The sequence below is a fragment of the Mycobacterium branderi genome, assembly GCF_010728725.1.
GTDB classification, from domain to species: Bacteria; Actinomycetota; Actinomycetes; order Mycobacteriales; family Mycobacteriaceae; genus Mycobacterium; species Mycobacterium branderi.
The window spans coordinates 4,283,865-4,309,124 of the sequence record NZ_AP022606.1; the positions used below are offsets into that span (position 1 = coordinate 4,283,865).

At 68.4% G+C, this 25,260-nt stretch carries 29 protein-coding genes; 7 read left to right on the forward strand and 22 right to left on the reverse strand.

All coding sequences use genetic code 11. The features are described 5' to 3' along the window. Window positions 1-33 precede the first annotated feature (33 nt). The 6 genes from G6N47_RS20660 to G6N47_RS20685 all read right to left on the reverse strand — a co-directional run bounded on the left by G6N47_RS20660 (window position 34) and on the right by G6N47_RS20685 (window position 6,907). Window positions 34-1,809, reverse strand: a complete 1,776-nt coding sequence (locus G6N47_RS20660) for a prolipoprotein diacylglyceryl transferase (RefSeq protein ID WP_083132872.1) — start codon at window positions 1,807-1,809, stop codon at window positions 34-36. Further along, a complete protein-coding gene (gene trpA, locus G6N47_RS20665; RefSeq protein WP_083132873.1) occupies window positions 1,806-2,618 on the reverse strand; it encodes a tryptophan synthase subunit alpha in 813 nt (270 codons plus the stop codon). The genes G6N47_RS20660 and trpA overlap by 4 nt, the downstream gene beginning before the upstream one ends. Then, a complete protein-coding gene (trpB, locus tag G6N47_RS20670; protein ID WP_083132874.1) occupies window positions 2,615-3,871 on the reverse strand; it encodes a tryptophan synthase subunit beta in 1,257 nt (418 codons plus the stop codon). Before trpB ends, trpA begins: the two co-directional genes overlap by 4 nt. A gap of 2 nt (window positions 3,872-3,873) precedes the next feature. Further along, the gene (gene trpC / locus G6N47_RS20675; RefSeq protein WP_083132875.1) at window positions 3,874-4,692 is read right to left on the reverse strand and encodes an indole-3-glycerol phosphate synthase TrpC; all 819 of its coding nucleotides are present in this window, start codon (window positions 4,690-4,692) and stop codon (window positions 3,874-3,876) included. 90 nt (window positions 4,693-4,782) lie between these two features. Next, on the reverse strand, window positions 4,783-5,385 hold the full coding sequence (locus tag G6N47_RS20680; RefSeq protein ID WP_083132876.1) for a TIGR02234 family membrane protein: 603 nt from the start codon (window positions 5,383-5,385) through the stop codon (window positions 4,783-4,785). Further along, window positions 5,378-6,907 carry an anthranilate synthase component I gene (locus tag G6N47_RS20685; protein WP_083132877.1) on the reverse strand — a complete coding sequence of 510 codons (1,530 nt, stop codon included), beginning with the start codon at window positions 6,905-6,907 and terminating at the stop codon, window positions 5,378-5,380. Before G6N47_RS20685 ends, G6N47_RS20680 begins: the two co-directional genes overlap by 8 nt. 62 nt (window positions 6,908-6,969) lie before the next feature. On the opposite strand from G6N47_RS20685, the gene G6N47_RS20690 reads away from it, so the two are divergent. Then, entirely contained in the window at window positions 6,970-7,428 is a 459-nt protein-coding gene (locus G6N47_RS20690; RefSeq protein ID WP_083132878.1) for a peroxiredoxin, read from the forward strand. Between the two features lie 3 nt (window positions 7,429-7,431). Here the strand turns inward: G6N47_RS20690 and G6N47_RS20695 are convergent, their stop codons facing one another. From G6N47_RS20695 to hisD, 9 genes are read right to left on the reverse strand one after another with little or no spacing between them, the layout of a single operon-like run. Continuing rightward, window positions 7,432-8,706: an MFS transporter gene (locus G6N47_RS20695; RefSeq protein WP_232080257.1), complete on the reverse strand. Its 1,275-nt coding sequence runs from the start codon at window positions 8,704-8,706 to the stop codon at window positions 7,432-7,434. Between the two features lie 47 nt (window positions 8,707-8,753). Continuing rightward, on the reverse strand, window positions 8,754-9,101 hold the full coding sequence (gene hisI / locus G6N47_RS20700) for a phosphoribosyl-AMP cyclohydrolase (protein ID WP_083132879.1): 348 nt from the start codon (window positions 9,099-9,101) through the stop codon (window positions 8,754-8,756). Beyond that, window positions 9,098-9,871, reverse strand: a complete 774-nt coding sequence (hisF, locus tag G6N47_RS20705; RefSeq protein ID WP_083132880.1) for an imidazole glycerol phosphate synthase subunit HisF — start codon at window positions 9,869-9,871, stop codon at window positions 9,098-9,100. Before hisF ends, hisI begins: the two co-directional genes overlap by 4 nt. A 1-nt stretch (window position 9,872) precedes the next feature. After that, entirely contained in the window at window positions 9,873-10,673 is an 801-nt protein-coding gene (locus G6N47_RS20710) for an inositol monophosphatase family protein (RefSeq protein ID WP_083132881.1), read from the reverse strand. Between the two features lie 5 nt (window positions 10,674-10,678). Further along, complete coding sequence (priA, locus tag G6N47_RS20715) at window positions 10,679-11,431, reverse strand: bifunctional 1-(5-phosphoribosyl)-5-((5-phosphoribosylamino)methylideneamino)imidazole-4-carboxamide isomerase/phosphoribosylanthranilate isomerase PriA (RefSeq protein WP_139799601.1); 753 nt, start codon at window positions 11,429-11,431, stop codon at window positions 10,679-10,681. Window positions 11,432-11,486: 55 nt separating this feature from the next. Continuing rightward, window positions 11,487-12,101 (reverse strand): imidazole glycerol phosphate synthase subunit HisH, encoded by a 615-nt coding sequence (gene hisH, locus G6N47_RS20720; protein WP_083132883.1) that lies wholly within the window; start codon window positions 12,099-12,101, stop codon window positions 11,487-11,489. Continuing rightward, a complete protein-coding gene (hisB, locus tag G6N47_RS20725; RefSeq protein ID WP_083132884.1) occupies window positions 12,098-12,706 on the reverse strand; it encodes an imidazoleglycerol-phosphate dehydratase HisB in 609 nt (202 codons plus the stop codon). The genes hisH and hisB overlap by 4 nt, the downstream gene beginning before the upstream one ends. Further along, a complete protein-coding gene (locus tag G6N47_RS20730) occupies window positions 12,703-13,827 on the reverse strand; it encodes a histidinol-phosphate transaminase (protein WP_083132885.1) in 1,125 nt (374 codons plus the stop codon). The genes hisB and G6N47_RS20730 overlap by 4 nt, the downstream gene beginning before the upstream one ends. Beyond that, entirely contained in the window at window positions 13,824-15,125 is a 1,302-nt protein-coding gene (gene hisD / locus G6N47_RS20735) for a histidinol dehydrogenase (RefSeq protein ID WP_163659816.1), read from the reverse strand. The genes G6N47_RS20730 and hisD overlap by 4 nt, the downstream gene beginning before the upstream one ends. A 62-nt stretch (window positions 15,126-15,187) precedes the next feature. Here hisD and G6N47_RS20740 point away from each other — a divergent pair, with 62 nt between their 5' ends. Further along, window positions 15,188-15,598, forward strand: a complete 411-nt coding sequence (locus tag G6N47_RS20740) for a nitroreductase family deazaflavin-dependent oxidoreductase (RefSeq protein WP_083132887.1) — start codon at window positions 15,188-15,190, stop codon at window positions 15,596-15,598. A 42-nt stretch (window positions 15,599-15,640) separates the two neighbouring features. On the opposite strand, the gene G6N47_RS20745 is transcribed toward G6N47_RS20740, so the two are convergent. Next, window positions 15,641-16,066, reverse strand: coding sequence for an SRPBCC family protein (locus G6N47_RS20745; protein WP_083132888.1), 426 nt, complete (start codon window positions 16,064-16,066; stop codon window positions 15,641-15,643). Between the two features lie 91 nt (window positions 16,067-16,157). Here G6N47_RS20745 and G6N47_RS20750 point away from each other — a divergent pair, with 91 nt between their 5' ends. Continuing rightward, a complete protein-coding gene (locus tag G6N47_RS20750) occupies window positions 16,158-16,997 on the forward strand; it encodes a helix-turn-helix domain-containing protein (protein ID WP_083132943.1) in 840 nt (279 codons plus the stop codon). On the opposite strand, the gene nadC is transcribed toward G6N47_RS20750, so the two are convergent. The 3 genes from nadC to nadA are packed head-to-tail and all read right to left on the reverse strand — an operon-like array spanning window position 16,934 to window position 20,408. Then, complete coding sequence (nadC, locus tag G6N47_RS20755; RefSeq protein ID WP_083132942.1) at window positions 16,934-17,791, reverse strand: carboxylating nicotinate-nucleotide diphosphorylase; 858 nt, start codon at window positions 17,789-17,791, stop codon at window positions 16,934-16,936. The two genes, G6N47_RS20750 and nadC, sit on opposite strands and share 64 nt — an antisense overlap. After that, window positions 17,791-19,359, reverse strand: a complete 1,569-nt coding sequence (locus G6N47_RS20760; protein WP_083132889.1) for an L-aspartate oxidase — start codon at window positions 19,357-19,359, stop codon at window positions 17,791-17,793. The genes nadC and G6N47_RS20760 overlap by 1 nt, the downstream gene beginning before the upstream one ends. Continuing rightward, window positions 19,356-20,408, reverse strand: a complete 1,053-nt coding sequence (nadA, locus tag G6N47_RS20765; RefSeq protein WP_083132890.1) for a quinolinate synthase NadA — start codon at window positions 20,406-20,408, stop codon at window positions 19,356-19,358. Before nadA ends, G6N47_RS20760 begins: the two co-directional genes overlap by 4 nt. Window positions 20,409-20,457: 49 nt before the next feature. Between nadA and G6N47_RS20770 the strand changes: the two genes are divergently transcribed. Both G6N47_RS20770 and G6N47_RS20775 read left to right on the forward strand, forming a co-directional pair. Then, window positions 20,458-21,150, forward strand: a complete 693-nt coding sequence (locus G6N47_RS20770; protein ID WP_083132944.1) for an NUDIX hydrolase — start codon at window positions 20,458-20,460, stop codon at window positions 21,148-21,150. Window positions 21,151-21,192: 42 nt separating this feature from the next. Continuing rightward, complete coding sequence (locus G6N47_RS20775) at window positions 21,193-22,530, forward strand: lipase family protein (RefSeq protein WP_083132891.1); 1,338 nt, start codon at window positions 21,193-21,195, stop codon at window positions 22,528-22,530. Here the strand turns inward: G6N47_RS20775 and G6N47_RS20780 are convergent. From G6N47_RS20780 to bioB, 3 genes are read right to left on the reverse strand one after another with little or no spacing between them, the layout of a single operon-like run. Then, the gene (locus G6N47_RS20780; RefSeq protein ID WP_179966403.1) at window positions 22,496-23,122 is read right to left on the reverse strand and encodes a DUF2567 domain-containing protein; all 627 of its coding nucleotides are present in this window, start codon (window positions 23,120-23,122) and stop codon (window positions 22,496-22,498) included. The two genes, G6N47_RS20775 and G6N47_RS20780, sit on opposite strands and share 35 nt — an antisense overlap. Next, the gene (gene bsaP / locus G6N47_RS20785; protein ID WP_083132945.1) at window positions 23,119-23,346 is read right to left on the reverse strand and encodes a biotin synthase auxiliary protein BsaP; all 228 of its coding nucleotides are present in this window, start codon (window positions 23,344-23,346) and stop codon (window positions 23,119-23,121) included. Before bsaP ends, G6N47_RS20780 begins: the two co-directional genes overlap by 4 nt. 13 nt (window positions 23,347-23,359) lie before the next feature. Continuing rightward, window positions 23,360-24,394, reverse strand: a complete 1,035-nt coding sequence (gene bioB, locus G6N47_RS20790) for a biotin synthase BioB (protein ID WP_083132893.1) — start codon at window positions 24,392-24,394, stop codon at window positions 23,360-23,362. Between the two features lie 43 nt (window positions 24,395-24,437). Here bioB and G6N47_RS20795 point away from each other — a divergent pair, with 43 nt between their 5' ends. Together G6N47_RS20795 and G6N47_RS29225 are read left to right on the forward strand one after the other, a co-directional pair. After that, the gene (locus G6N47_RS20795; protein WP_083132894.1) at window positions 24,438-25,055 is read left to right on the forward strand and encodes a TetR family transcriptional regulator; all 618 of its coding nucleotides are present in this window, start codon (window positions 24,438-24,440) and stop codon (window positions 25,053-25,055) included. Between the two features lie 17 nt (window positions 25,056-25,072). Continuing rightward, a complete protein-coding gene (locus tag G6N47_RS29225; RefSeq protein WP_169717271.1) occupies window positions 25,073-25,249 on the forward strand; it encodes a hypothetical protein in 177 nt (58 codons plus the stop codon). Window positions 25,250-25,260: the final 11 nt, after the last annotated feature.

The window sequence follows — 25,260 nt, forward strand, 5'->3', positions numbered from 1 at the left end:
CAGTTGTGCACGCGAGCTGGCCGGTTACCGCTCCTACCTGCGCCGAAGCCTGTTCAGCCGTGACCGCCAGCCCCGCGCGGTCGGCTCAGCCACTTGCGGCTGCGGTTTCTCGGCTTCGGACTCGTCCGCCTCAGCCTCCGGCTCGGGTTCTTCGGCCTCGGGTTCTTCGGCCTCGACGTCCTCGGCCTCGACGTCCTCGGCCTGAGCCTCGGGTTCCTCAGGCTCTTCGGCTTCTTGTTCCTCCGCCGCAGCCTCTTCGGCTTCGTGTTCCTCAGGCTCTTCCTCTACGGCAGTCTCGGGCGCTGCAGGCTCCGTTTCCTCAGGCTCTTCGGCTTCTTGTTCCTCCGCCACAGCCTCTTCGGCTTCGTGTTCCTCAGGCTCTTCCTCTACGGCAGTCTCGGGCGCTGCAGCCTCCGGTTCCTCGGCCTCAGCCTCAGGCTCCTCAAGTTCCGGTTCTTCAGCCTCAGGCTCTTCCTCTACGGCAGCCTCGGACGCTGCAGCCTCGGGCTCCTCGGCTTCCTCCTCAGGCTCGCCCGGCTCAGCCTCAGGCTCCTCTACTGCCGATTCCTCAGCCTCTGGCTCCTCCGCCTCGGCAGGCGCTTCTGGCTCGGACTCCTCGACCTCAGCGCCGGCTGTCTCGAGCTCGGATTCCTCGGCTGCTTCCTCCGCCACTTCTGGCTCAACCTCACCCGACTCGACTTCGGGCTCCACCACTTCTGCTTCCGGCTCAGCTTCAGCCTCGGGTCCTACCGGGACCACTTCGGTTTCCGCGTCGGCCGTCTCCTCGGTCGACACCTCCGGCTCCGCCACTGCTTCGGCCTCGGCGGCCAGCGACGGCTCGCCGGAATCAACAGCCGCGGCTGTTGTGTCTTCGTCGGCGGCGGACACCGCACCAACCGGAGCGAGCTCCGGTGCCGGCTCCGGCTCGACCTCGCGGACAGCCGTCCCGCCGAGCGTCGCCGGGTCTTCACGACCCTTGGGAGCCAGGATGAGATAGACCACCGCGCCGATGAAGACGAAAGTCGATGTGAATGAGTTGATTCGGATCCCTGCAATATGGGTGGCGGCGTCGTCGCGCAGCAACTCGATGCAGAACCGCCCGACGCAATAGCCGGCGACGTACAGCGCGAACAGCCGCCCGTGCCCGATCCTGAAGCGTCGGTCCAGCCAGATCAGCGCCACGAATACCAGGACATCCCAAAGCAATTCGTACAGGAACGTCGGCTGTACAACCATTGCGAGCTGCCCGGTCGACACCCCGTCCAGAGAATGCACGTCGACGAATCCGGCTGGGTCACGCCGGTAGAAAATCTCCAGGCCCCAGGGCATCGTCGTCTCACGGCCGAAAAGCTCTTGGTTGAAGTAGTTCCCGAGCCGCCCGATCCCCTGCGCCAGCACGATCCCGGGAGCGACGGCGTCACCGAAGGCGGGAAGTGGGATCCCGCGACGGCGGCAGCCCAGCCATGCACCGACACCGCCGAGGGCGACGGCGCCCCAGATCCCCAAACCGCCGTCCCAGATGCGCAGCGCCGCGCCGAGTCCCGCACCGCCCTCGCCGAAATACGTCCGCCAATCGGTGGCCAGGTGATACAGCCGTCCGCCGAGAAGACCGAACGGCACGGCCCACAGCGCGATGTCATAGATGACCCCGCGCTCGCCGCCGCGGGCCTCCCAGCGTCGATCACCGATGACCAGCGCGACCACGATGCCGATGATGATGAACAACGCGTAGGCGCGGATCGGGACAGGCCCGAGGTGCCACACCCCACGTGGCGGGCTGGGAAAGTAGGCGAGCACAGTCGTCGTCATGGCGAGGAAATCCTTTGCCGCACACCGGCGGCGAGTTCTTCGGTGAGGGCACGCAGCGCGGGGATGCCGTCGGTCAGCGTCGAGACCAGCGCCGAGCCGACGATGACGCCGTCGGCGTAGCCGGCAATCTGTGCCGCCTGGTCGCGCGAGCGCACACCCAGACCGACCCCAACCGGGATGTCGGAAACTGCCCGAATCCGACCCACCAGCTCCGGCGCAGCCCGTGACACCACGTCACGCGCACCGGTGACCCCCATGATCGATGCGGCGTAGACGAACCCACGCGACGCCTCGACTGTCGCCGCCAGCCGCTGCGGGGTCGACGACGGCGCGACCAGAAAGATGCGGTCCAGCCGGTGCTTGTCGGAGGCCGCCAGCCACTCCTCGGCCTCGTCGGGAATGAGGTCGGGCGTGATCAGGCCATGCCCCCCGGCCGCCGCGAGGTCTCGCGCGAATGCGTCAACTCCGTAGTGCAGCACCGGATTCCAGTAGGTCATCACGACAGCACGGCCGCCCGCCGCGCTGATCGCCTCGACGGCAGCCAGCGTGTCGCGGACGCGGACCCCGCCGCGCAGCGCGGCCTCCGAGGCGGTCGCGATAGTCGGCCCGTCCATCCCCGGGTCTGAATACGGAATGCCGACTTCGATGAGGTCACAACCGGATTCGACGAGTGCGGTCATCGCATTCACCGAAGTGGGCACATCCGGGTATCCGGTCGGCAGGTAACCGATCAAGGCCGCCCGATTGTCCTGCCTGCACGAGCCGAAGAGATCGGCCAGCCGGCTTGTTTCGCTCTGCTCCACGATCATGCGTGGTCCTTGTCATCGAGCAGGCCGAACCACTTCGCCGCGGTTTCGACGTCCTTGTCACCACGACCGGACAAATTCACGACTATCACTGCGCCACTGCCTATCTCGATACCCAGCTGGAGGGCGCCGGCCACCGCGTGCGCCGACTCGATGGCCGGGATGATGCCCTCCGTGCGGCACAGCAGGCGGAACGCGTCCATCGCCTCGGCATCGGTGATCGGCCGGTACTCGGCGCGCCCGGTCTCTCTGAGCCAGGCATGCTCCGGGCCGACGCCGGGATAGTCCAGGCCGGCCGAAATCGAATGTGACTCGATGGTCTGGCCGTCCTCGTCTTGCAGCAGATACGAGAACGAGCCTTGGAATGCGCCGGGCGACCCGCCGGTGAATGTCGCTGCATGCCGGCCGGTTTCGACGCCGTCACCGGCCGCCTCGAATCCGACCAGCCGAACACCGGGGTCGTCGAGGAACGCATGGAATATCCCGATGGCGTTGGATCCTCCGCCGATGCACGCGGTGACGGCGTCGGGCAGCCGTCCCGCCTGATCCTGGATCTGCACCCGGGTTTCGAGTCCGATGACCCGCTGAAAGTCGCGCACCATGGTCGGGAACGGATGCGGTCCGGCGGCCGTGCCGAAGCAGTAGTAGGTGTTGTCGGCGTTGGTGACCCAATCCCGGAATGCCTCGTTGATGGCGTCTTTGAGTGTTCTCGAACCGGACTCGACTGAAACCACCTCGGCGCCGAGGAGCTGCATGCGGGCGACGTTGAGCGCCTGTCGCGCGGTGTCCACAGCACCCATGTAGACGACGCAGTCCAGTCCCAGCAGCGCACAGGCGGTCGCGGTGGCCACCCCGTGCTGGCCGGCGCCGGTCTCGGCGATCACGCGCGTCTTGCCCATCTGCCGGGCCAACAGTGCTTGGCCGAGCACATTGTTGATCTTGTGAGAACCGGTGTGATTCAGGTCTTCTCGCTTGAGGAAGATCCGCGCGCCGCCCGCGTGCTCACGCAGTCGCGCCGCCTCGTACAACGGAGATGGCCGACCGGTGTAGCGGGCCTGCAGCTTGTCGAGAGTGTCCAGGAAACCCTGATCGTTGCGGATCTTGTCGTAGGCGGTGGTGACCTCTTCGATCACCGCCATCAGCGCCTCGGCGACGAACCGGCCGCCGTACGCCCCGAAGTGGCCGCGCGAATCAGGGTCGTAACGGGTCGGTTCGGCGATGGCCGCGCTGGAACGGGGAAGTTCCGGGCCGTGCATACCTAGCGGGCTGGCTTGGGACAAGACGGATGCCTCCCCGCGGTGACAAGGTCGGCGACGGCCGCGCGAGGATCACCGCTGGTGACCAGGCCCTCACCCACCAGCACCGCGTCAGCGCCGGCACCGGCGTAGGCGAGCAGATCAGCGGTGCCGCGCACTCCGGACTCGGCGATCCTGATCACGTCGGTCGGAAGCCCAGGTGCGATGCGCGCAAAGCAATCCCGGTCGACTTTCAGCGTTTTGAGATCGCGGGCGTTGACACCGATGACCCGCGCGCCCGCTTTCAGGGCCCGGTCGGCTTCTTCCTCGGTGTGCACCTCGACCAGGGCGGTCATGCCAAGCGACTCGATGCGCTCCAACATCGACTCCAGCACCGGCTGGTCGAGCGCCGCAACGATCAGCAGCAGCATGTCGGCGCCGTGCGCGCGGGCCTCGTGGATCTGATACGGCCCCACCACAAAGTCTTTGCGCAACACCGGCACATTGACTGCGGCGCGCACCGAGTCGAGATCGTCGAGTGTGCCGTTGAAACGCCGCTGCTCGGTGACCACGCTGATGATGCGCGCGCCGCCGTCTTCGTAGGCGCGGGCCAATTTCGCCGGGTCCGAAATCGACGCCAGCCGGCCCGCCGACGGACTGGCTCGCTTGACTTCGGCGATGACGCCGATTCCGGGCTCGCGCAGCGCCGCCATTACATCCAGCGGCGCCGGCATCGCCTCGGCGGCGGCCTTCACTTTGGCCAGTGGAACGACGGCTTCACGGGCGGCAACATCGGCGCGAACTCCCTCGATGATGGAGTCGAGCACGGTTGCCGAACTCATCCTTGCCGGTTCCTTCCCGCGTTTGCCCCCGCCGTGACCGTCAATTTGACGATGTCCATCGAAGGGTAGCGACCGTCGGCGCGCGCTTCGTCACCGACCCTCGGTGTCGGACTCGGATTGTGATCGATCCGTTGGATCGCGGCCTTCGTCGAGCGCATCCCAGATCATCCGCTCGGACGTGGCGCCGTCTTCGGCGTGGGCTTGCGCCCGTCGGGCCGCGGGTGCGACGTATTTAGTGGCGTCGCCAGACGCGGCCGATCGCATCAGCAGCACGGCGCCGACGAGCGTGCACACGGCGGCCACCAGGGCGATCGCGGCGCCGGCGTGATACCGCTGACTGCCGACCAGCGTCAGCAGCGACACATGCGCCAGGTCGGCCCCTCGGACCGCGACGTCCCGGACCACCCACAGGCTGACGGCCAGATATCCAATCGCCAGGCTGACGGCCGCCACCAGGACCGCCAACAGGCGCAGCGGCCACCCGCGGACCGCCACCGCTGCGACGGCTGCGGCCAGCAGCAAGATCGCCAGCGGCAGCAGCGCCGTCGACCAGGACGCGCCGGAGAGGGTGACGGTCTTCGGCTGGCCCAGCCCGTCGAACGACTGGATCGCAACCCACGGCAACCGGGACGCGGCCCATAGGCCGGCCACGGCAACTACCAGCAGAACTTGAGCCAGTCGCCGCTTAACCATGGGTTTCCGGGGCGCCCAGGGTCTCGGCGGCGGCAATTGCGTTGAGCACGGCGCGAGCCTTGTTCGTCGCCTCGGTGTGCTCGTAGGGACCGTTGGAGTCGGCCACTACCCCGCCGCCGGCCTGTACGTAGGCGGTGCCGTCGCGCATCAATGCGGTGCGGATCGCGATCGCAAAATCGGCGTTGCCGGCGAAGTCGAGGTAGCCGATCACGCCGCCGTAGAGGCCGCGCCGGGTCATTTCCACCTCTTCGATCAGCTCCATCGCCCGCACCTTCGGCGCGCCGGACAACGTGCCGGCCGGAAAACACGCCGTCACCGCGTCCAGTGCGGTGCGGCCCTCGGCGAGCATCCCGGTCACTGTGGACACCAAATGCATGACGTGGCTGTAGCGCTCGATGTGGCTGTAGTCCTCGACGCGCACGGTGCCCGGCACGCAGACCCGGCCAAGGTCGTTGCGGCCCAAGTCGACCAGCATCAGGTGCTCGGCGCGTTCCTTCTCGTCGTGCATCAGTTCCTTTTCCAGCAAGACGTCTTCTTCGTCGGTCTGCCCGCGCCACCGCGTCCCGGCGATCGGATGCGTTGTGGCCCACTGGTCGTGCACCGTGACCAGCGCCTCAGGACTGGAGCCGACAATCGAAAAGGCCGTTCCCCCAGCATCGTTCGGGACGTGCAACAGATACATGTACGGGCTCGGGTTCGACACCCGCAGCATGCGGTAGACGTCGATCGGTTCGACGTCGGTGTCCATCTCGAAACGCTGCGACGGCACCACCTGAAACGCTTCGCCGCGCTCGATTTCGTGGACCAGACGCTCGACGATCGCACCGTATTCCTCGACGGTGCGCTGAGCGCGGTGCTTGGGTTCGGGACGGCTGAAGGTGGCCACGGTCGACGGCAGCGGCTGGCTCAGCGCGGTGGTCATCACGTCAAGCCGGGCGACGGCGTCGTCGTAAGCCTCGTCGACTCGCTCGTCGGTGCCGTTCCAGTTCACCGCGTTGGCAATCAGCGTGATGGTGCCCTCGTGGTGGTCGACGGCCGCCAAGTCGGTGGCCAGCAGCAGCAGCATGTCAGGCAATTGCAGGTCGTCGATGGCCAATTCGGGCAGCCGCTCCAGCCGTCGCACCAGGTCGTAGGCGAAGAAGCCGACCATGCCGCCCGACAACGGCGGAAGGTCCGGGAGCGCCGCGGTGGCCAGCAGGTCCAGCGTGTCACGCAGCGCTTGCAGCGGGTCGCCGCCGGTGGGCGCGTCCTGCGGCACGGTGCCGAGCCACGCCGCCTGGCCGTCGCGCACGGTCAGCGCCGACGGCGCGCCGGCGCCGATGAACGACCACCGTGACCACGAACGACCGTTTTCGGCCGACTCCAGCAGGAAGGTGCCGGGCCGGTTGGCAGCCAGCTTGCGGTAGGCCGACAGCGGAGTCTCGGCGTCGGCCAATACCTTGCGCGTGACCGGGACGACCCGGTGCTCGGCGGCAAGCACGCGGAAGTCCTCGCGCGAGGTGGTGGCGAGGCCGGCGGGCATCCCTCCATCTTCCAAGGCATCTTCTCCGGCGCCGCATCGACCCCCGGCGTAGCGTGACGCCCATGAAAACCGGTGACACCGCGCCTGACTTCGAGCTTCCCGACCAGAACGGAACGCCACGCAAGCTGAGCACGCTGCTGGCCGACGGCCCGGTCGCGCTGTTCTTCTACCCGGCGGCGATGACGCCCGGCTGTACGCGCGAGGCGTGCCACTTCCGCGATGTCGCCGGCGAGTTCGCCGCCGTCGGCGCGCAACGCGTGGGTATCAGCACCGATGCCGTGGACAAGCAGGCCAAGTTCGCCAGCATGAACAGCTTCGACTACCCGTTGCTGTCCGACGCCGACGGGACCGTTGCCGCGCAGTTCGGAGTCAAACGCGGACTGCTCGGCAAGCTGATGCCGGTCAAGCGCACGACGTTCGTGATCGACACCGACCGCAAGGTGCTCGACGTGATCGGCAGCGAGTTCAACTTCAACTCGCACGCGGACAAGGCGTTGGCGACGTTGCGGGCGCGGTCGTAGGTCTTACACGGCTACCGATTCAGCGCGCCGTGCGCGGATGGGCAGCATTGCCAGCAGTCCCGCCGTCAGTACGACCAACAGGCCGCCCAGGCCGGCCCGGTCGGCGCCGAAGAGATCGATGAACGCGAAGAACATCGACGGCGCGAGGAAGGCGGCGGCTCGCCCGGTTGTGGTGTAAAGCCCGAAGGCCAACCCCTCCTTGCCGTCGGCGGTCATCTGCAGCAGCAGAGCGCGCGCCGACGACTGCGTGGGGCCGATGAACAGGCACAGCAGCAGGCCGCACACCCAAAACGCCAGCGGCCCAGACAGTGTGAGCAGTGTCAGCCCGACGGCGATCATCGACCCAAGTGAGCCGAGGATGACGGCCTTGGAACCAATACGCTGATCGAGCAGACCACCGAGCACTGCGCCGACGGCGGCGACAGTGCAGGCCATCACACCGAACAGCAGCACATTAGCCGCCGAGATGCGATACACGTTGACACCCAACACTGCCCCGAACGCGAACACACCTGACAGCCCGTCCCGGAACACGGCGCTGGCCAGCAGGTAGTAGACGACATTGCGGTCTCGGCGCCATTCGGCGACCAGGTCGGCCCAGAGCTGGCGAGCGGCGCCCATCGCCGCCGGGCGGCCAGGCATGGCGGGTGGTTTCGGCGCCCAGATCAGCAAAGGGAGCGCGAAAAACAGGAACCAGGCTGCGGTCAGCAGCATCGCCATCCGCACATTCAGCCCGTCGGCGGTCGAAATGCCCAGCGCACCCGCGGTGGATCCGCCGCCTGCGATGAAGCCGACATAGACGGCCAACAGCAACGCCACGCTTCCGACATAGCCTGAGGCCAAGCCGAACCCGGAGATTCTGCCGGACGTCTCCGGAGTGGAGATCAGTCGCAGCGTCGCGTTGTAGGGGACGGATGCCAGGTCGCCACAGGCCGCCGTGGCGGCCAGCAGTACCAGGCCCGGCAACAGGTAGCGGGGGTTGTCGCGGATCAAACTCATCGTCGCGGTCAGCACCACGACCGTCACGGTGAGGGCGGTCAGCACGTGGCGGCGTCGCCGCGGGTCGGTGATCCAGCTTCCGGTCATCGGTGCGCACAAGGCGACGATGATGCCGGCAACCGTCATCGCCCGGCCCAGCCAACTCGTCGGCGACGTGTCGCCCCCGGCTCCCACCGAAGCCGTCAAGTACACCGGGAAAACGAACGTGATGACAAGCGCATTCAGGCCCGTCGCCCCGCAATCCCAGAGCGCCCATGCCAGCAACGGGGACTTTCGCACGGGCACAACCCTATAGTTGCCGCACTAGGCGGCTAGAAGGGTGGCGGTCAGTCCTCTGGTTGCAGCAACACGTCGGCGTCGAAGCAGCTGTGATCACCGGTGTGGCACGCGCCGCCGACCTGGTCGACCACCAGCAGCACGGTGTCGCCGTCGCAGTCCAGGCGCACCGAGTGCACGTGCTGGGTGTGGCCCGAGGTGGCGCCCTTGATCCACTGCTCACCACGGGAGCGCGAAAAGTATGTCGCCTCACGGGTTTCCAGCGTCCGGGCCAGCGCGTCGTCGTCCATCCAGGCGACCATCAACACGTCGCCACTGCCGCGCTCCTGCACGACGGCGGTGAACAATCCGTCGGCGTTGCGCTTCAACCGCGCGGCGATCTTCGGGTCGAGGCTCATCGCACGGTGATCCCTTCGGCGGCCATCGCCGCCTTCACCTGCCCGATGGTCAACTGCCGGAAGTGAAAGACGCTGGCCGCCAACACCGCATCGGCGCCTGCCAAAACCGCCGGCGCGAAGTGCTCGGCCGCACCCGCGCCGCCGCTGGCGATCACCGGCACCGTCACCGCCGCGCGCACTGCCCGCAGCATCGCCAGGTCGAAACCCGCTTGCGTGCCGTCGGCGTCCATCGAATTCAGCAGGATCTCCCCCACGCCCAATTCGGCGCCGCGGACGGCCCATTCGACGGCGTCGATGCCAGTGCCGCGCCGCCCGCCATGTGTGGTAACCTCCCAGCCCGACGGCGTGGGGGGCGAACCGGGGGGCACGGTGCGCGCGTCGACGGACAACACGATGCATTGCGATCCGAAAGCCCGTGCCATTTCGGCCAGCAAGTCGGGTCGCGCTATCGCTGCGGTGTTGACCGACACCTTGTCGGCGCCCGCCCGAAGCAGCACGTCGACGTCGGCTACCGAACGCACTCCGCCGCCGACCGTGAGCGGGATGAATACCTGTTCGGCGGTGCGGCGCACCACATCCAGCATGGTGGCGCGCCCTGACGACGACGCGGTCACGTCGAGAAAGGTCAGCTCGTCGGCGCCCTCGGTGTCGTAGGCCGCTGCCAGTTCGACGGGATCACCGGCGTCCCTGAGATTCTCGAAGTTGACCCCCTTGACCACTCGGCCGTCGTCGACGTCCAGACAGGGAATCACGCGGACCGCCAAGCTCATCTCAGTAGTCCTCGGGATTGCCGGTGCGGCGCAGGATGTCGAGCATCTCGGCGTGCACGCCGGGTGCTGCTGCGAGCGCCGAGCGCGATTCGGGCGTCCACTGCTCGCCGGCCAGGTTGGTGACGATTCCGCCGGCGGCACGCACCAGGGCCACGCCGGCGGCGTGGTCCCACACATGGTCGCCGAAACTGATTGCACCGCCGAGGATTCCGTCGGCCACATAGGCCAGGTCGATGCCGGTGGCGCCGTGCATGCGCAACCGCGACGACACCCGGCTCAGGTTCTCCAGCACCGCCAACCGGTAGCGGCCAGGGAATCTTCCCCGCGAGTCGATGTTGAAGGTGCCGATGCCGATGACCGACTCCGCTAGCTCCGTGTGCTCCAGCGGCGGCTGCGGCACACCGTTTTTCATCAACGGACCGCCCGCCACCGCGGTGTAGCGCTGGCCGGTGAACGGCAGCCAGGTGAGCCCCGCAACCGGATCGCCGTCGTGCAACAGCCCCAGCAGGATCGCGGCCAACGGGGATCCGGCCGCGTAGTTGAATGTCCCGTCGACCGGGTCGAGCACCCACACCCACGGCGAATCGACGTCCGCGCCGCCGAATTCCTCGCCGTGTACCTCGATTCCGGTGGCTTTAGTCAGCGCGTCGACGACCTGCCGCTCGATGGCCAGGTCCACCTTGGTGGCGAAGTCGTCGCCCTTCTTGCTGACCGCCGAATCGGCGCGATGCCCCTCGAGGAAAGGCTCGGCAGCGGCATCGAGGATCTCCGATGCCTGAGCCACCAACGCGTCGAGGTCCATCGCCGCTACTCCGCCACCGCCGCCAGCGCCTGCGGCAGGCTGAATCGTCCCGCGTAGAGGGCTTTTCCGACGATGGCTCCCTCGACGCATCCCAGGCCGGCGATCGCACGCAGGTCGTCCAGGCTGGACACCCCCCCGGACGCGATCACCGGCGCATCGGTGCGCTCGGTGACCGCTCGCAGCAAGTCCAGATTGGGACCCATCAACGTGCCGTCCTTGGTGACATCGGTGACGACGAATCGCGAACACCCTTGACTGTCAAGGCGTTCCAGAACATCCCAGAGGTCGCCGCCGTCGGTTTCCCAGCCGCGGCCGCGCAGCCGGTGTTCGCCGTCGATGATCTGCACGTCCAGCCCGACGGCCACCCGCTCGCCGTACTCGGCGATCGCTGCGGCGCACCACTGCGGATTTTCCAGCGCCGCGGTGCCGAGGTTGACCCGGGCACATCCGGTTGCCAGCGCGGCGGCCAACGAATCGTCGTCGCGGATCCCGCCGGACAGTTCGACGTTCACGTCGAGCTTGCCGACCACCTCGGCGAGCAATTCGCGGTTGGAGCCACGGCCGAATGCCGCGTCGAGATCGACCAGGTGTACCCATTCGGCGCCGTCGCGCTGCCAGCCCAGCGCGGCATCAAGCGCCGAGCCGTATTCGGTCTCACTGCCGGCACGGCCCTGCACCAGTCGCACGGCGCGCCCGTCGACTACGTCGACGGCGGGCAACAAAATCAACACAGTCCCTCCTGCGCCGCGAAAGTGCATCTACCGACACCGGCACTCGGCGTTTGTGTAGTGGAATGCACTTTCGCGGAACTCCTCATAGCCCCTCAACCCAATTGCTCAAGACGGCCGCCCCGGCGTCCCCGCTCTTCTCCGGGTGGAATTGGGTGGCGGCCAGGGCTCCGTCCTCCACAGCGGCCAAAAACGGCACCTGATGGGTGGCCCACGTCAGCAGCGCATCGGACCCGCCTTCCCACTGCTGTGCGGCATAGGAGTGCACGAAATAAAAACGGGCGTCGGCACTCAGCCCCTTGAACAGCGCCGTACCGGGCGCGGCGGTTACCACGTTCCAGCCCATGTGCGGGATCACCGGCGCATCCAGACGGGTGACGGCCCCCGGCCATTGCCCGCAGCCCGCCGACTCCACCCCGAATTCCACGCCGCGAGCGAACAGGATCTGCATCCCCACACAAACACCCAGCACCGGCCGGCCGGCGGCGACGCGGTCGGCGATCACCCGATCGCCGCCAATTCCCCGCAATCCGGACATGCATGCCTCGAACGCACCCACGCCGGGGACGACCAAGCCGTCGGCCGTCGCGGCGGCGCCCAGATCGCTCGTGACCTCTACTGCGGCACCGACTCGCTCAAGGGCACGCTGCGCCGATCGCAGGTTGCCCGAGCCATAGTCAAGGACCACAACCGATTTCACAGGGCGCCTTTGGTGGACGGCACCCCCGATACCCGGGCGTCGAGTTCGACGGCCTGGCGCAACGCGCGTGCGACGGCCTTGTATTCGGCCTCGGTGATGTGGTGCGGGTCGCGGCCGTATAGCACCCGCACGTGTAACGCGATGCGGGCGTTGTTCGCCAGCGTTTCGAAGACGTGCCGGTTGACGACGGTGTGATATGGCACCGTGTTGCCGGCAATAGTGAAGTGCCGCAGATGATCTGGCTCGCCCGTGTGTACGCAGTAGGGCCGGCCGGACACGTCGACGATCGCGTGCGCCAAAGCCTCGTCCATCGGGATGAAGGCGTCCCCGAACCGCCGGATGCCCTTCTTGTCGCCCAGAGCCTGGCCCAGCGCCTGCCCGAGCACGATCGCGGTGTCCTCGATCGTGTGGTGCGCTTCGATCTCGACATCGCCCTTGGCGCGCACGCTCAGATCGAAGCTCGCGTGGCTGCCGAGGGCGGTCAGCATGTGGTCGTAGAACGGGATGCCGGTGTCGATTTCGACCTGCCCGGTGCCGTCGAGGTCGAGCTCGACCACGATGTCGCATTCCTTGGTGCTGCGCTCCACGCGCGCGTGACGACTCATGACGCTCCTAGAGACTGGGCCAATTCGGTGACGGCGATCTGCTTGCTGGCCGCCAGGAACGCGTCGTTCTCCTCGGCCAGTCCGGTGGTCACCCGCAGGTAACCGGGGATGCCGACGTCGCGGATCAGCACGCCAGCGTCGAGGTAGCGCTGCCAGGCCGTTGGAGCATCGGCGAACTGGCCGAACAGCACGAAGTTGGCGTCGCTGGGCACAACACGAAAACCCATGTCGCTCAATGCTGCCGATACCCGCTCGCGTTCGGCGATCAGCGCGGCGACACTGCCCAAGGTGTCGTCGGCGTGCCGCAGCGCGGCGCGCGCGGCGGCCTGGGTGATCGACGACAGGTGGTAGGGCAACCGCACGAGCAGCATCGCGTCGATCACCGCGGGCGTGGCGATCAGATAGCCCAGCCTGCCGCCGGCGAACGCGAACGCCTTGCTCATCGTGCGGGTGACGATCAGCTTGGTCGGGTATTCGTGCACCAGTTGCACGGCGCTGGGCCGCGACGAGAACTCGCCGTAGGCTTCGTCCAGGATCAAAATTCCCGGTGTCACATCCAACAGGCGCCGCAAATCGGGCAACGAAACGCTTTGTCCGGACGGGTTGTTGGGGCTGGCGACGAACACCACGTCGGGCTGTCGCTGGGTAACGGCGGCGACGGCCGACTTGACGTCGAGGCTGAAGTCGTCGGCGCGCACCGTCTGGATCCATTCCGTGCGGGTGCCGTCGGCGATGATCGGGTGCATCGAATACGACGGGACGAATCCGATCGCGCTGCGGCCGGGGCCGCCGAACGCCTGCAGTAGCTGTTGCAGGATTTCGTTGGAACCGTTGGCGGCCCAGAGGTTTTCGACGCCGAGCTGGACAGCGGTCTGCGCGGTCAAATACCTGGCCAGGTCGGCGCGCAGGGCTACCGCGTCGCGGTCGGGATATCGGTGCAAGTCACCGGCCACATCCCGCACCGACTGCACGACGTCGTCGACCAGCGCCTGGGTGGGCGGGTGCGGGTTCTCATTGGTGTTGAGCCGCACCGGGACCGCCAACTGCGGTGCGCCGTATGGTGATTTCCCGCGCAGGTCGTCGCGCAGCGGCAGGTCGGCCAACGTGATGCGGTCGGTCATCGCTCGAACCTCCGCCGTACCGCCTCGCCGTGTGCGGGCAGATCCTCCGCCTTTGCCAACGTGATCACATGTCCGGACACGTCTTTGAGTGCGGCCTCGGTGTAGTCGACGACGTGGATGCCGCGCAAGAACGTTTGCACCGACAGGCCGCTGGAGTGCCGGGCGCAGCCTGCGGTCGGCAAGACGTGGTTGGAGCCGGCGCAGTAGTCGCCAAGGCTCACCGGCGAAAACGGGCCGACGAAAATCGCACCGGCCGAAGTGATCCGGGCGGCCACAGCCGCTGCGTCGACGGTCTGGATCTCCAGATGTTCTGCGGCGTAAGCGTTGACGACCCGGACGCCGGCGTCGAGGTCGTCGACCAGGATGGTCGCCGACTGTGGTCCGCGCAGCGCGGCCTCCACCCGCTTACGGTGCACGGTGGTCTCCAGCTGAAGAGCCAGCGCGGCCTCAGTGGCGTCGGCCAGCGACAGGCTGGGCGTTACCAGCACGCTGGCGGCCATCTCGTCGTGTTCGGCCTGGCTGATCAAGTCGGCGGCGACGTGCGCCGGATCGGCGGTGTGGTCGGCGAGGATGGCGATCTCGGTGGGCCCGGCCTCGGCGTCGATGCCGACCCGGGAGCGGCACAGCCGCTTGGCCGCGGTGACGTAGATGTTGCCCGGCCCGGTGATCATGTCGACCGGGTCCAATTCGGCGTCGCCGTAGGCCAGCAGCGCCACCGCCTGCGCGCCGCCGACGGCCCACACCTCCTCGACACCCAGCAGCCGGGCCGCGGCCAGGATCGTCGGGTGCGGCAGGCCGTCATACGCGGCCTGCGGCGGGCTGGCCACCACCAGCGATTCGACACCGGCGACCTGCGCCGGCACCACGTTCATCACCACGCTCGACGGGTACACCGCGTTGCCGCCCGGCACATACAAGCCGACCCGCGCGACGGGAACCCAGCGTTCGCTGACCGTCGCGCCGGGACCGAGCACCGTCGTTGAGTCGGCGCGCCGCTGGTCGGCGTGCACTGCACGCGCGCGCTCGATGGCCACCTCCAGGGCGGCCCGCACGTCGCGGTCCAGCGCGGCCAGTGCGGTGTCCAGCTCGGCGGCCGGCACCCGCACGGCCGCCGGCCGCACGCCGTCGAACGCCTCACCGAACTCGAGCGCGGCCTCGGCACCCCGCTCGGCGACCGCCTCGACGATGGGCCGCACCGCCGCCAGCACCGCGTCGACGTCGGCGCCGCCGCGCCTCAGCGCCGCCCGCAGCCGAGCAGTCGACAGCTCGCTGCCGCGCAGGTCGATGCGAGCCATCACGTTCACGCGGACCATTGTCCCAGAGCAGGCCAAATGGTTATTGGACCGGTACAGTGACGCCCATGTCCGTACAGGATCGCCCCAACAGTGCGCCGGGCGTGCCGATGATCTTCCCGCCCTGGCTGGAACGTTTTCAGGTCAAGTACTTCAACCCCGCCATCAGGCCGTTCGCCCGCTATCTGCCGGGCATGGCGACCATCACCCACCGGGGCCGCAAGTCGGGTAAGCCGTACGAGACGATCGTGACCGCTTACCGCAAAGGCAACGTGCTGGTGATCGTGCTCGGGCACGGCAAGACCGACTGGGTCAAGAACGTGCTGGCCGCCGGCGAGGCCGACGTGCGGTTCATCCGCAAAACGGTGCACATCACCAATCCGCGGATCGTGCCCGCCGGCTCCAATGCTGAGCACTTGCCGTGGGCGGCGCGGTTGCAGGCCCGCCGAGTCGGCGTCTTCGTCGCCGACATCGCTTAAGGAGGCCGCGAAACCGAAGCTAGGGCTGTTGTCCGCGCTAGATCACGACCCTAGCTTCTGACTCGCGACGTCGCTTTCCAGCGTGCGCTTGATGATCGGCGCGGCGTTCGTCATCGCGGCTTGTAGCGGCGCGGCCAGTTCGTCGGGCAGCACGTCGCGCGACCAGACGAACCGGCAACGCCCGTCGCCGTCCGGCACGATCTGCATGACGGCGTTGTCGTGCTCTGGCCGCATGGTGTCGCCAATCAGGGAGTAGACGATCCGGCGCGCGGTGTCGTCGCGCGCGACCAGACGCTCCCGGGCCACGGTGCCGCTGGCGAACGTGACCACCCGCAGCCCGCCATCGGCCTTCGATGAGACGACGTGCCCGCGCGCCATGCGAACCGGGCCGTCGGCCCAGTCGCCGATCACCTCCCAGGCCCGGTCGGCGTCGACGTCGAGGTCGATCTGGGTGTGTATCGATGCCATGGGCCCAGTCTCTGGCCACGCAGCCGCCGAGTCTTGAAGATTCTTGCGTTCTGTTGTCGGACCGGCGCGTTAACCTCGCGCCGTGCTGTCGATGGTGACTCTCGTGGCCCGGCCGCAGTTCAGCCTGCACACCTGGACCTGCCGGCCCGACGGTGCAGGCTGGTCACCGATGGAGTCACCGGTTGACGGGCGGCTGGTGTTGGTGCGATCGGGCCGGTTCCGGCGGCGTGGCGCCGACGGGCCGGCCGACCTCGACGCGACGGTCGGATATCTCGGTGCGCCTGGAGAAGCCGACCAATTCGCCCATCCACACGGCGGCGATGTCTGCACCTCGGTGCAATTGAGCCCGCCGTTGTGGTGCGCGTTAGTCGGTGAGCCCGCGCGGCCGCGCCGCTCGACGATCTACGTCGACGCTCGGTTGGAACTCGCGCATCGACGGCTGTTGGCTTCTCCACGCCAGGACGTCGACTACCAGCTCGCCGAGGAACTCCTGGCGTTGACGGCTGCCGCGCTGCGGCAGACGACCGACGGCCCGGCGCCCGCCGATGCGCGTCTGGTGGAGCAAGCGCGCGCGGCCATCCACGACGACCATCCCGCCGCAGATGGGTTGTTTCCGCTCGCGACGCTGCTCGGCGCGTCACCCTATCGATTGAGCAGAGCCTTTCCCCGGCAGCTGGGCGTGTCGCTGACCCGATATCGCAACCGCGTGCGGGTCGGCCGAGCTCTGCAGCTTCTGCAGCGTGACGCGGGCTCGCTGGCCGACGTGGCCGCGTGGCTCGGTTTCGCCGATCAGGCGCACTTCACCCGTGTGGTGCGCGAGCACGTCGGCCAGACGCCCAGGGCGCTGCGCGCCGCGCTGCAGTCGGCTCACACGTCCAACCCGATGTCGAGCACGCGCACCGAATGCGTGAGCGCACCGACCGCCAAGTAGTCCACACCGGTACCGGCGTAGGCGGCCGCGTTCTCCAGCGACAGCCCGCCCGACGATTCCAGCTTGGTTTCGGGTGCGCGAGAATCCCTGCGCTGCACGGCAATTTGCGTCTGCCAGACCGGGAAGTTGTCCAGCAGCACCAATTCGGCCTTCTCGTCCAGCACGTCGTCGAGCTGTTCGAGGGAGTCGACCTCGACCTCGCAGGGCAGATCCGGTGCCGCGGCGCGCACCGCTCGCAACGCCGCCACCACCGAGCCTGCCGCCGCGACGTGGTTGTCCTTGATCAGTGCCGCGTCGCCCAGGCCGAGCCGGTGGTTGGCCCCTCCGCCGACGCGGACCGCGTACTTCTGCAGCGCGCGCAGGCCCGGCAGCGTCTTGCGGGTGTCACGGATCTTGGCGTTGGTGCCGTGTACGGCGTCGACCCACGCAGCGGTCGCGGTGGCTATGCCGGACAGGTGGCACACCAGGTTGAGCATGGTGCGCTCGGCGGTCAGCAGGCCGCGGGTGTCGGCCTTCAGCGTCAGCAGCGGCGCGCCCGGTTGCAGCCGCACGCCGTCGTCGACGCGGTCGAGCACCTGGTAGCCGTCGGCGCCGAGCACCTCGTCGAGCACCAGCAGCGCGACGTCGACGCCGGCGATCACGCCCGGTTCCCGGGTCACCAGCGCGGCGGTGGTGGTTGCGCCCGCCGGCACCGTCGCCGACGTCGTGACATCCGGGCCGTAGCGCAGGTCCTCGTCGAGCGCGCGGACGATCGTGGCGCGGGCCTCGGTGAGCTCAGCGTCGGAAAGCCTCATCAGCACACCGGCACCGGTGTCTCGACAGACACGGTGTTGTCCTCGCTGGCGCGGACGACGATGCTGCGCGCCTGGGCCGGGTCGGTGTCGGGGCACTCCGCGCGGTGATGGCAGCCGCGGCTTTCGTCGCGGGCCAGCGCAGCCGCAGCCACCGCCCGCGCGGTCATGGTCAGCGCGACGTCTTCGAGGTCCGCCCGACGCGCCACGTTCCGCACCGGCGCCGTCGAGAGCGCGCAGGTCAGCAGCCGCAGGCCCTCGGCGTCGCGGACCACCGACGCGTCGCGGGTCATGCGATACTGTAAGTCGTTGCGCGCCAAGGCCGTAGCGGGCAGCAGGGCGGGAAGCGTAGCGTGCGGATATCCGGCCGCGGCCGCGTGCGCGGCTGCGGCCTTTCCGGCACGGCCCCCGACCACCAACCCTTCCAGCAGGCTGTTGGACGCCAACCGGTTGGCGCCGTGCATTCCCGTGCGCGCCACCTCGCCCGCCGCGTACAGCCCGGGCAGATCGGTCTGCCCTTCGACATCGGTGACGACGCCACCGCAGCTGTAGTGTGCGCCCGGTACAACCGGAATCGGTTGGCGCACAGGGTCAATTCCGGCATCCCGACATGCCGCGGTGACCGTCGGGAACCGGGTCGCCAAGTCGCTGACGCCGCGGGCATCGAGGTAGACGCAGGGGTCGCCGGTCAGCCGCAGCCGCGCGTCGATGGCAGCCGCGACGACGTCGCGCGGAGCCAGATCGCCCATCGGGTGCACACCTGCGGTCACCGAATCGCCTTGTGCGTCAACCAGAACGGCGCCCTCGCCGCGAAGCGCCTCGGTCACCAGCGGGCGTCGTCCCCCGGCCTGGCCGTTGAACAGCATCGTGGGATGGAACTGGATGAATTCGATGTCGCTCACCGCGACGCCGGCCCACAGCGCCAGGGCAATACCGTCACCGGTGGAGCCGTCGGGGTTGGTGGTCGCGCTGTAGAGATGCCCCAGCCCGCCGGTCGCCAGAATCACCGACGGCGCATGAATGACGCCGGGGCCGTCGGCATTGCTCGCCAGCACACCGGTGACCGCAACCCCGTCGTGCAGCACCCGCAGCGCGACGTGGTTGGTGCGGATGTCCAGCGCGGCCGCCGCGTGGTCGAGCACTCGCTGCACCTCGGCGCCGGTGGCGTCGCCGCCGGCGTGCACGATCCGCCGCCGCGAGTGCCCGCCCTCCCGCGTCAGCGCCCATCGACCGGGCTGTGATTCGTCGAATCGTGCTCCGTCGCCGACCAATTCGGCCACCGCGCGATAGCCGTCAGCGACGATCGAAGCGACCGCGTCGGGATCGCACAGGCCCGCCCCGGCGGCCAGCGTGTCGGCGACGTGCGCGTCCACCGAGTCGTCGGTGTCGGGCAGCACCACCGCGATGCCGCCCTGCGCGTAGTGGGTGGCCGTCACGCCGGGTCTGCGATCGGCCTTGCTCAGCACCACAACCCGGCGCCCGGCCCGATGGACGGCCAAAGCGGCGGCCAGCCCGGCCACCCCGGTGCCGACGACGACGACGTCGGCCCGCTGCTGCCAGAGCGCCGTCATTCGCCGCCGCCCGGCTGTCCGATCGCGATCATCCGCTGCACACTGCGCCGCGCCGCCGCGGCCGTTTCCGGGTCGACGTCGACTTCGTCGGCGCCCTCGACGAGGCACCGCAGCAGCGCCGCCGGAGTGATCATCTTCATGAACTTGCACGACGCCCGATCGTTGACCGCCTGAAAGTCGGTGCCGGGCGCCGCATTACGCAGCTGATAGAGCATCCCGACCTCGGTGGCCACCAGCACCTCGCGCGCGCGGGTGGCACGGGCGGCGTCGAGCATCCCGCCGGTGGACAAGATCTTCACCCGGTCCGCCGGGAACGCGCCCTCGCCGGCGAGATACAGAGCCGAAGTGGCGCAACCACATTCGGGGTGGACGAACAGTTCGGCGTCGGGATGTGCGCGGGCCTGCTCGGCCAGCTCGTCGCCGTTGATCCCGGCGTGCACATGGCATTCGCCGGCCCACACGTGCAGGTTTTCGCGACCGGTCACTCGTCGCACGTGTGCGCCGAGAAACTGGTCGGGGCAGAACAACACCTCGCGGTCCTCGGGAATCGATGCGACGACGTCGACGGCGTTCGACGACGTACAGCAGATATCGGTGAGCGCCTTCACCGCCGCGGTGGTGTTGACGTAGGAGACCACGACGGCGCCGGGGTGTTCGTCCTTCCAGGCCTGCAGGTCCGCAGGGGTGATCGAGTCGGCCAGCGAGCAGCCGGCCCGCTGGTCCGGGATCAGCACGGTCTTGTCCGGGCTCAGGATTTTGGCGGTCTCGGCCATGAAGTGCACGCCGCAGAACACGATGGTGTCCTCGGGCGCGGCGGCGGCGATTCGCGACAGCGCCAGCGAGTCGCCGACGTGGTCGGCGACGTCCTGAATCGCGGGCAGCTGGTAGTTGTGCGCCAGGATGGTTGCGCCACGCAACTCGGCGAGCCGGCGGATTTCCGCCGCCCACTGCTCGTCGCCATCGACGCCGGTGTAACCCGTGGATGAGTCGCTGATACGCGCGATCAGATCGTCCGCCGGCGCATCCGTGCGATTCAGGACTTCGGTCATGAGCGCCGTTCCTTTCGCCCCGGAGGGTTTTCGACTTACAATCGAAAACGTGATTCATGGTAGCACCGCTCACGAGGTGCTCGCCGTCGTGTTCCAGGTTCGCGAGCTCGAGAGCGGAAAACCGCAGCTCAGCGTGCTGTTGTGGCAGCGCGCCCGCGATCCGTTCCGCGACGCCTGGTCGCTGCCGGGCGGACGGCTGCGCCACGACGAGGACATGACCACCTCGGTTCGGCGGCAGCTGGCCGAGAAGGTGGACCTGCGTGAGGTCGCTCACCTCGAGCAGCTCGCTGTGTTCTCCGACCCGGCGCGCGTGCCCGGCATCCGCACGATCGCCTCGACCTTCCTGGGGCTGGTGCCCTCCCCCGCCACCCCCGAGCTACCGCCCGACACGCGCTGGCATCCGGTGACCGCACTGCCAGCGATGGCCTTCGACCACGGCCCGATGGTGACACATGCCCGGACCCGGCTGGTCGCCAAGATGTCCTACACCAACATCGGATTCGCGCTTGCGCCAAGGGAATTCGCTGTGTCGACGCTGCGCGACATCTACAGCGCCACACTCGGCTACCAGGTCGACGCGACCAATCTGCAGCGGGTGCTGGCCCGTCGCCGCGTCATCACCCAGACCGGCACCATTGCGCAATCCGGGCGCAGCGGCGGGCGCCCGGCGGCGCTGTACCGCTTCACCGACTCGCAGCTGCGGGTCACCGACGAGTTCGCCGCGCTGCGACCGCCCGGGTGAGTCGACTGGATTCTTAGGGCCCTCTTAAGTAACAATGCCCCGATGGACGTTGCCAGCCTCGCGAGTACCAGAACCGGCGCCGAGTGGATCGGTCGCCCACCTCATGAGGAACTGCAACGCAAGGCCCGCCCCGTCCTGCCGTCGGAGGATCCGTTCTATCAACCGCCGCCCGGCTTCGAGCACGCCGTCCCGGGAACCGTGCTGCGGTCCCGCGACGTCGAGCTGGCATACCTGGGCCTGGTCCCCCAACGAGTCACCGCGACGCAGCTGCTGTACCGCACGACGGACATGAACGGGCAGCCCGAGGCGACGGTGACGACGGTGATCGTGCCGCCAGACGCGGACCCTAAGGCGTGTCCACTGCTGTCGTACCAGTGCGCCATCGATGCCGTCGCATCCCGCTGCTTCCCGTCCTACGCGCTGCGGCGCGGCGCAAAGGCCGTCGGCGCACTGGCCCAGCTGGAGTTCCTGCTGGTCAACGCTGCCCTCGCCGAAGGCTGGGCGGTCTCGGTGCCCGACCACGAAGGCCCGCACGGCATCTGGGGCGCCCCGTACCAGCCCGGCTACTGCATCCTCGACGGCGTCCGGGCAGCGTTGAACTCCGAGCGCCTCGGGTTGTCCTCGTCGACCCCGGTCGGGCTGTGGGGCTATTCCGGCGGCGGGCTCGCCAGCGCGTGGGCCGCCGAGGTGTGCGCCGACTACGCACCCGAGCTGGACGTCGTCGGCGCGGTGCTCGGCTCACCCGTGGGCGACCTGGGCAGTACCTTCCGCAAGCTCAACGGCAGTTTGTTCTCCGGTTTGCCCGCGCTGGTGGTGGCCGCCCTGGCACACCTCTACCCCGACCTGGACCGGGTGATCAAACAGCACACCAACGACGAGGGCCGCGCGCTGCTGTGCGAGCTGGAGACCATGACGACCGCGGGCGCGGTGATCCGGATGGCCCGCAAAGACATGGGCGACTATCTCGACCGCCCGCTGGACGAAGTCCTGGCGATGCCGGAGGTCCAGTACGTCTTCGACAACATCAAGCTGGGCACCACGGTGCCGACTCCGCCGGTCCTGATCGTCCAGGCGGTCCATGACTACCTGATCGCCGTCGAGGACATCGACGAGCTGGCTGACGCCTATTCGGCCGGCGGCGCCGATGTCACCTATCACCGCGACGCGTTCTGCGAGCACCTGCTGCTGCATCCGCTCTCGGCGCCGATGACGCTGCGCTGGCTTCAGGACCGGTTTGCGGGTCGCCCGCTGAGCACGCGTCGGGCCAGGACCAAATGGCCGACCATGTTCAACCCAGCGACCTACACCGGCATGGCCCGGCTTGCCGTGATCGCGGCAAAGGTGATCACCGGGCGGACGGTGCACCGACGTCCGCTGTGACCGACTCGGACGCAGGCGGTTCGACAGTGGGATGCCCGCCGAGATCGTCGCGCGCGGTTGCCGCCGCCAGGACCGCGTAGACCAGCGCAGCGGTGCCAACCGGCAGCAGAAGAGTGCAGGCAGCCTGCAGCGGCGCCTGACCGAAGAAGACCGGCGGCGCCTCGGTGAAGTAGTACACCCGGTTCTGCTCGGTCACCGGTGCCGCATCGAAATCCACTGTGCCGTAATGCCAATGCACCAATAGTGCGCCCACCACCGCGGCGACGCACGCGGCGCCCGCGATACCGATGCAGATCCCCACAACCACGGCCGGCCCGCGGTGGGCGCGCCACTGCCACACGAGAACCGCCCCCACCACGGCAACCACATTCAGCAAGCCCAGCATCAGGAACGCGGCGACGAAGAAGTGCTCGGATTCGTTGCCGAGGTAGTCGTGCACCCGGTCGCCGTCGCGGGTCAGCGCCACCACGCCGTGTACCGCCGGCGCCAGCCACGCCCACAGTGCGCCCACCGGCACGCCCGTGGCGACCAGGCCCGCGATCACCGCGATGGTCGCCCGTCCGCGGGAGAAGCGCGGGGTGTCCGCGGTCATCGCTGCGCCTCCAGATCGGCCGAATCCACCCGCCCGTGTCGGGAACATTTGGCCCACCAGCCGTCCGGGCGGACCTGCACCACCATGCGGCGGCCGCATTCGGCACAGAACCGCGGCGGCTCGAGACCCAACTGGGCAGCCGTCGGCGACGACGAGCCCGCCGGCGCGCCGGTGTAGACGTTGTACACAGCGGCTCCGATCGGGGCCGGCAGGTCGGCGACCATCACACCAGTGTTTCTACAGGCTGGCGTTGAGCGCCTTGATCGGCATCTGCAGATCGTCGAGCAATTCCAGGTCCACCTCGGCCGGGCGGCCCAGCGTGGTCAGGTAGTTGCCGACGATCACGGCGTTGATCCCGCCCAGGATGCCCTGTTTTGCCCCCAGGTCGCCCAGCGTGATCTCCCGGCCACCGGCGAAGCGAAGCATGGTGCGCGGCAACGCCAGCCGGAACGCAGCGACTGCCTTGAGCGCCTCGCTGGCCGGCAGCACCTCCAGATCACCGAACGGTGTGCCCGGCCGCGGGTTCAGGAAATTCAGCGGCACCTCGTCCGGATTCAGCTCGGCTAGGTTGGCGGCGAATTCCGCCCGCTGCTCGAGGGTTTCGCCCATCCCGAGGATGCCGCCGCAGCACACCTCCATCCCGGCGTCGCGCACCATCGACAACGTCTCCCAGCGCTCCTCCCAGGTGTGGGTAGTGACCACGTTGGGGAAGAACGAACGCGCGGTCTCCAGGTTGTGGTTGTAGCGGTGCACCCCCATCGCCGAGAGCCGCTCCACCTGCTCGGCGGTCAGCATGCCCAGCGAGCAGGCGATCTGGATGTCGACCTCGTCGCGGATGGCCTCGATGCCCGCCGCGACCTGGGCCAGCAACCGCTCGTCGGGCCCGCGCACCGCGGCCACGATGCAGAACTCGGTGGCGCCGGTCTTGGCGGTCTGCTTGGCCGCCTCCACCAGGCTGGGAATGTCGAGCCAGGCGCTGCGCACGGGCGAGGCGAACAGCCCCGACTGCGAACAGAAGTGGCAGTCCTCCGGACAGCCGCCCGTTTTGAGGCTGATGATGCCCTCGACCTCGACCTCGGGCCCACACCAGGCCATCCGCACCTCGTGGGCAAGCGCCAATAGTTCCTCGAGCCGGTCGTCGGGCAGCTGCAGCACAGCCAGCACCTGGTCCTGGTTCAGTCCCTCGCCGCGCTCCAGCACCTGCTGACGGGCGACGGCCAGGATGTCCGTGCTGTCCGTGTCGGTGCTGGGCCGAGTCGCCGCCTGAGTCACGTGGTGCTCCCTTCTTGAACGGTGTTCAGGTTAGGGTAACGGCGTGCAACTGCACAAACCGGACATCGTCGAAGCGGCCGCCGCGATCCTGGACCAATACGGGATCGCCGACCTGACCATGCGCCGGCTCGCGCGCGAGCTGGGAATCACGCCCGGCGCGCTGTACTGGCATTTCCCGAACAAACAAGAGCTGCTCGGGGCCGTCGCCGACCGGGTATTGCAGCCGACCGGCACCGACGCGGGGCCCGAAGTCGGGTGGCCGCTGCGCGTGCGCACGATCTGCGCACGCCTGCGCGACGCTCTCCTGTCGCACACCGACGGGGCCGAACTGGTCTCGGCGAGTTTCGCCGCCGGGCAATCCCGCGCGGTTACTCACATCTTGACGTCGCTGGCCGCGGCGGCCGCCGAAGCCGGGCTGCCCCCGCAACAGTCGGAGCTGGCGGCCCGCACGATCGTCTACTACGTGCTGGGCGCCACCGTGGACGAGCAGTCCCGCATGCAGTGGGACGCCGCGGGCGCGATACCCGAAAGGCAGTCGGTGATCGAGCCGTCCGCCGACCCCGGCAGCGGATTCCACTTCGGACTGCAGTTGCTCATCGACGGCATAGCAGCCCAATCGGCCCGCCCGCGTCAGCCAGGCCGGGTACGGGTGTCGGGGTAGCTTGAGTGGTAGCGGACATGACCACACTCAGCACGGCACACATCGACTATGTGGCGCACCACTATCTACTACTGGCGCTGCCGGCGTTCTTGCCGGCTGTGATCGTCGCCGCAGTCGTCTTCTACGTCGCAGTGCGGGACCGGCGTAGCGCCGCCCAGGGCGAGCACACGCCGGTCGGTGATAAGCGGGATTGACAGTTCCGCAA

Bases quoted from the DNA above. Each gene is read 5' to 3' on its own strand.
- G6N47_RS20685 (WP_083132877.1), bottom strand. From the start codon at position 6,907: ATGCCCGCCGGCCTCGCCACCACCTCGCGCGAGGACTTCCGCGTGCTT.
- nadC (WP_083132942.1), bottom strand. From the start codon at position 17,791: ATGAGGCTTTCCGACGCTGAGCTCACCGAGGCCCGCGCCACGATCGTC.
- G6N47_RS29225 (WP_169717271.1), top strand. From the start codon at position 25,073: ATGACCACACTCAGCACGGCACACATCGACTATGTGGCGCACCACTAT.
- G6N47_RS20710 (WP_083132881.1), bottom strand. From the start codon at position 10,673: ATGGACCTCGACGCGTTGGTGGCTCAGGCATCGGAGATCCTCGATGCC.
- bsaP (WP_083132945.1), bottom strand. From the start codon at position 23,346: ATGGTCGCCGACCTGCCGGCCCCGATCGGAGCCGCTGTGTACAACGTC.
- G6N47_RS20745 (WP_083132888.1), bottom strand. From the start codon at position 16,066: ATGGCATCGATACACACCCAGATCGACCTCGACGTCGACGCCGACCGG.
- priA (WP_139799601.1), bottom strand. From the start codon at position 11,431: ATGCACTTTCGCGGCGCAGGAGGGACTGTGTTGATTTTGTTGCCCGCC.
- hisF (WP_083132880.1), bottom strand. From the start codon at position 9,871: ATGAGCTTGGCGGTCCGCGTGATTCCCTGTCTGGACGTCGACGACGGC.
- trpB (WP_083132874.1), bottom strand. From the start codon at position 3,871: ATGCACGGCCCGGAACTTCCCCGTTCCAGCGCGGCCATCGCCGAACCG.
- G6N47_RS20780 (WP_179966403.1), bottom strand. From the start codon at position 23,122: ATGACCGCGGACACCCCGCGCTTCTCCCGCGGACGGGCGACCATCGCG.
- hisB (WP_083132884.1), bottom strand. From the start codon at position 12,706: ATGAGTCGTCACGCGCGCGTGGAGCGCAGCACCAAGGAATGCGACATC.
- G6N47_RS20660 (WP_083132872.1), bottom strand. From the start codon at position 1,809: ATGACGACGACTGTGCTCGCCTACTTTCCCAGCCCGCCACGTGGGGTG.
- trpC (WP_083132875.1), bottom strand. From the start codon at position 4,692: ATGAGTTCGGCAACCGTGCTCGACTCCATCATCGAGGGAGTTCGCGCC.
- G6N47_RS20750 (WP_083132943.1), top strand. From the start codon at position 16,158: ATGGTGACTCTCGTGGCCCGGCCGCAGTTCAGCCTGCACACCTGGACC.
- G6N47_RS20760 (WP_083132889.1), bottom strand. From the start codon at position 19,359: ATGACGGCGCTCTGGCAGCAGCGGGCCGACGTCGTCGTCGTCGGCACC.
- trpA (WP_083132873.1), bottom strand. From the start codon at position 2,618: ATGATCGTGGAGCAGAGCGAAACAAGCCGGCTGGCCGATCTCTTCGGC.
- G6N47_RS20775 (WP_083132891.1), top strand. From the start codon at position 21,193: ATGGACGTTGCCAGCCTCGCGAGTACCAGAACCGGCGCCGAGTGGATC.
- G6N47_RS20690 (WP_083132878.1), top strand. From the start codon at position 6,970: ATGAAAACCGGTGACACCGCGCCTGACTTCGAGCTTCCCGACCAGAAC.
- nadA (WP_083132890.1), bottom strand. From the start codon at position 20,408: ATGACCGAAGTCCTGAATCGCACGGATGCGCCGGCGGACGATCTGATC.
- hisI (WP_083132879.1), bottom strand. From the start codon at position 9,101: ATGAGCCTCGACCCGAAGATCGCCGCGCGGTTGAAGCGCAACGCCGAC.
- G6N47_RS20730 (WP_083132885.1), bottom strand. From the start codon at position 13,827: ATGACCGACCGCATCACGTTGGCCGACCTGCCGCTGCGCGACGACCTG.
- G6N47_RS20740 (WP_083132887.1), top strand. From the start codon at position 15,188: ATGTCCGTACAGGATCGCCCCAACAGTGCGCCGGGCGTGCCGATGATC.
- G6N47_RS20680 (WP_083132876.1), bottom strand. From the start codon at position 5,385: ATGGTTAAGCGGCGACTGGCTCAAGTTCTGCTGGTAGTTGCCGTGGCC.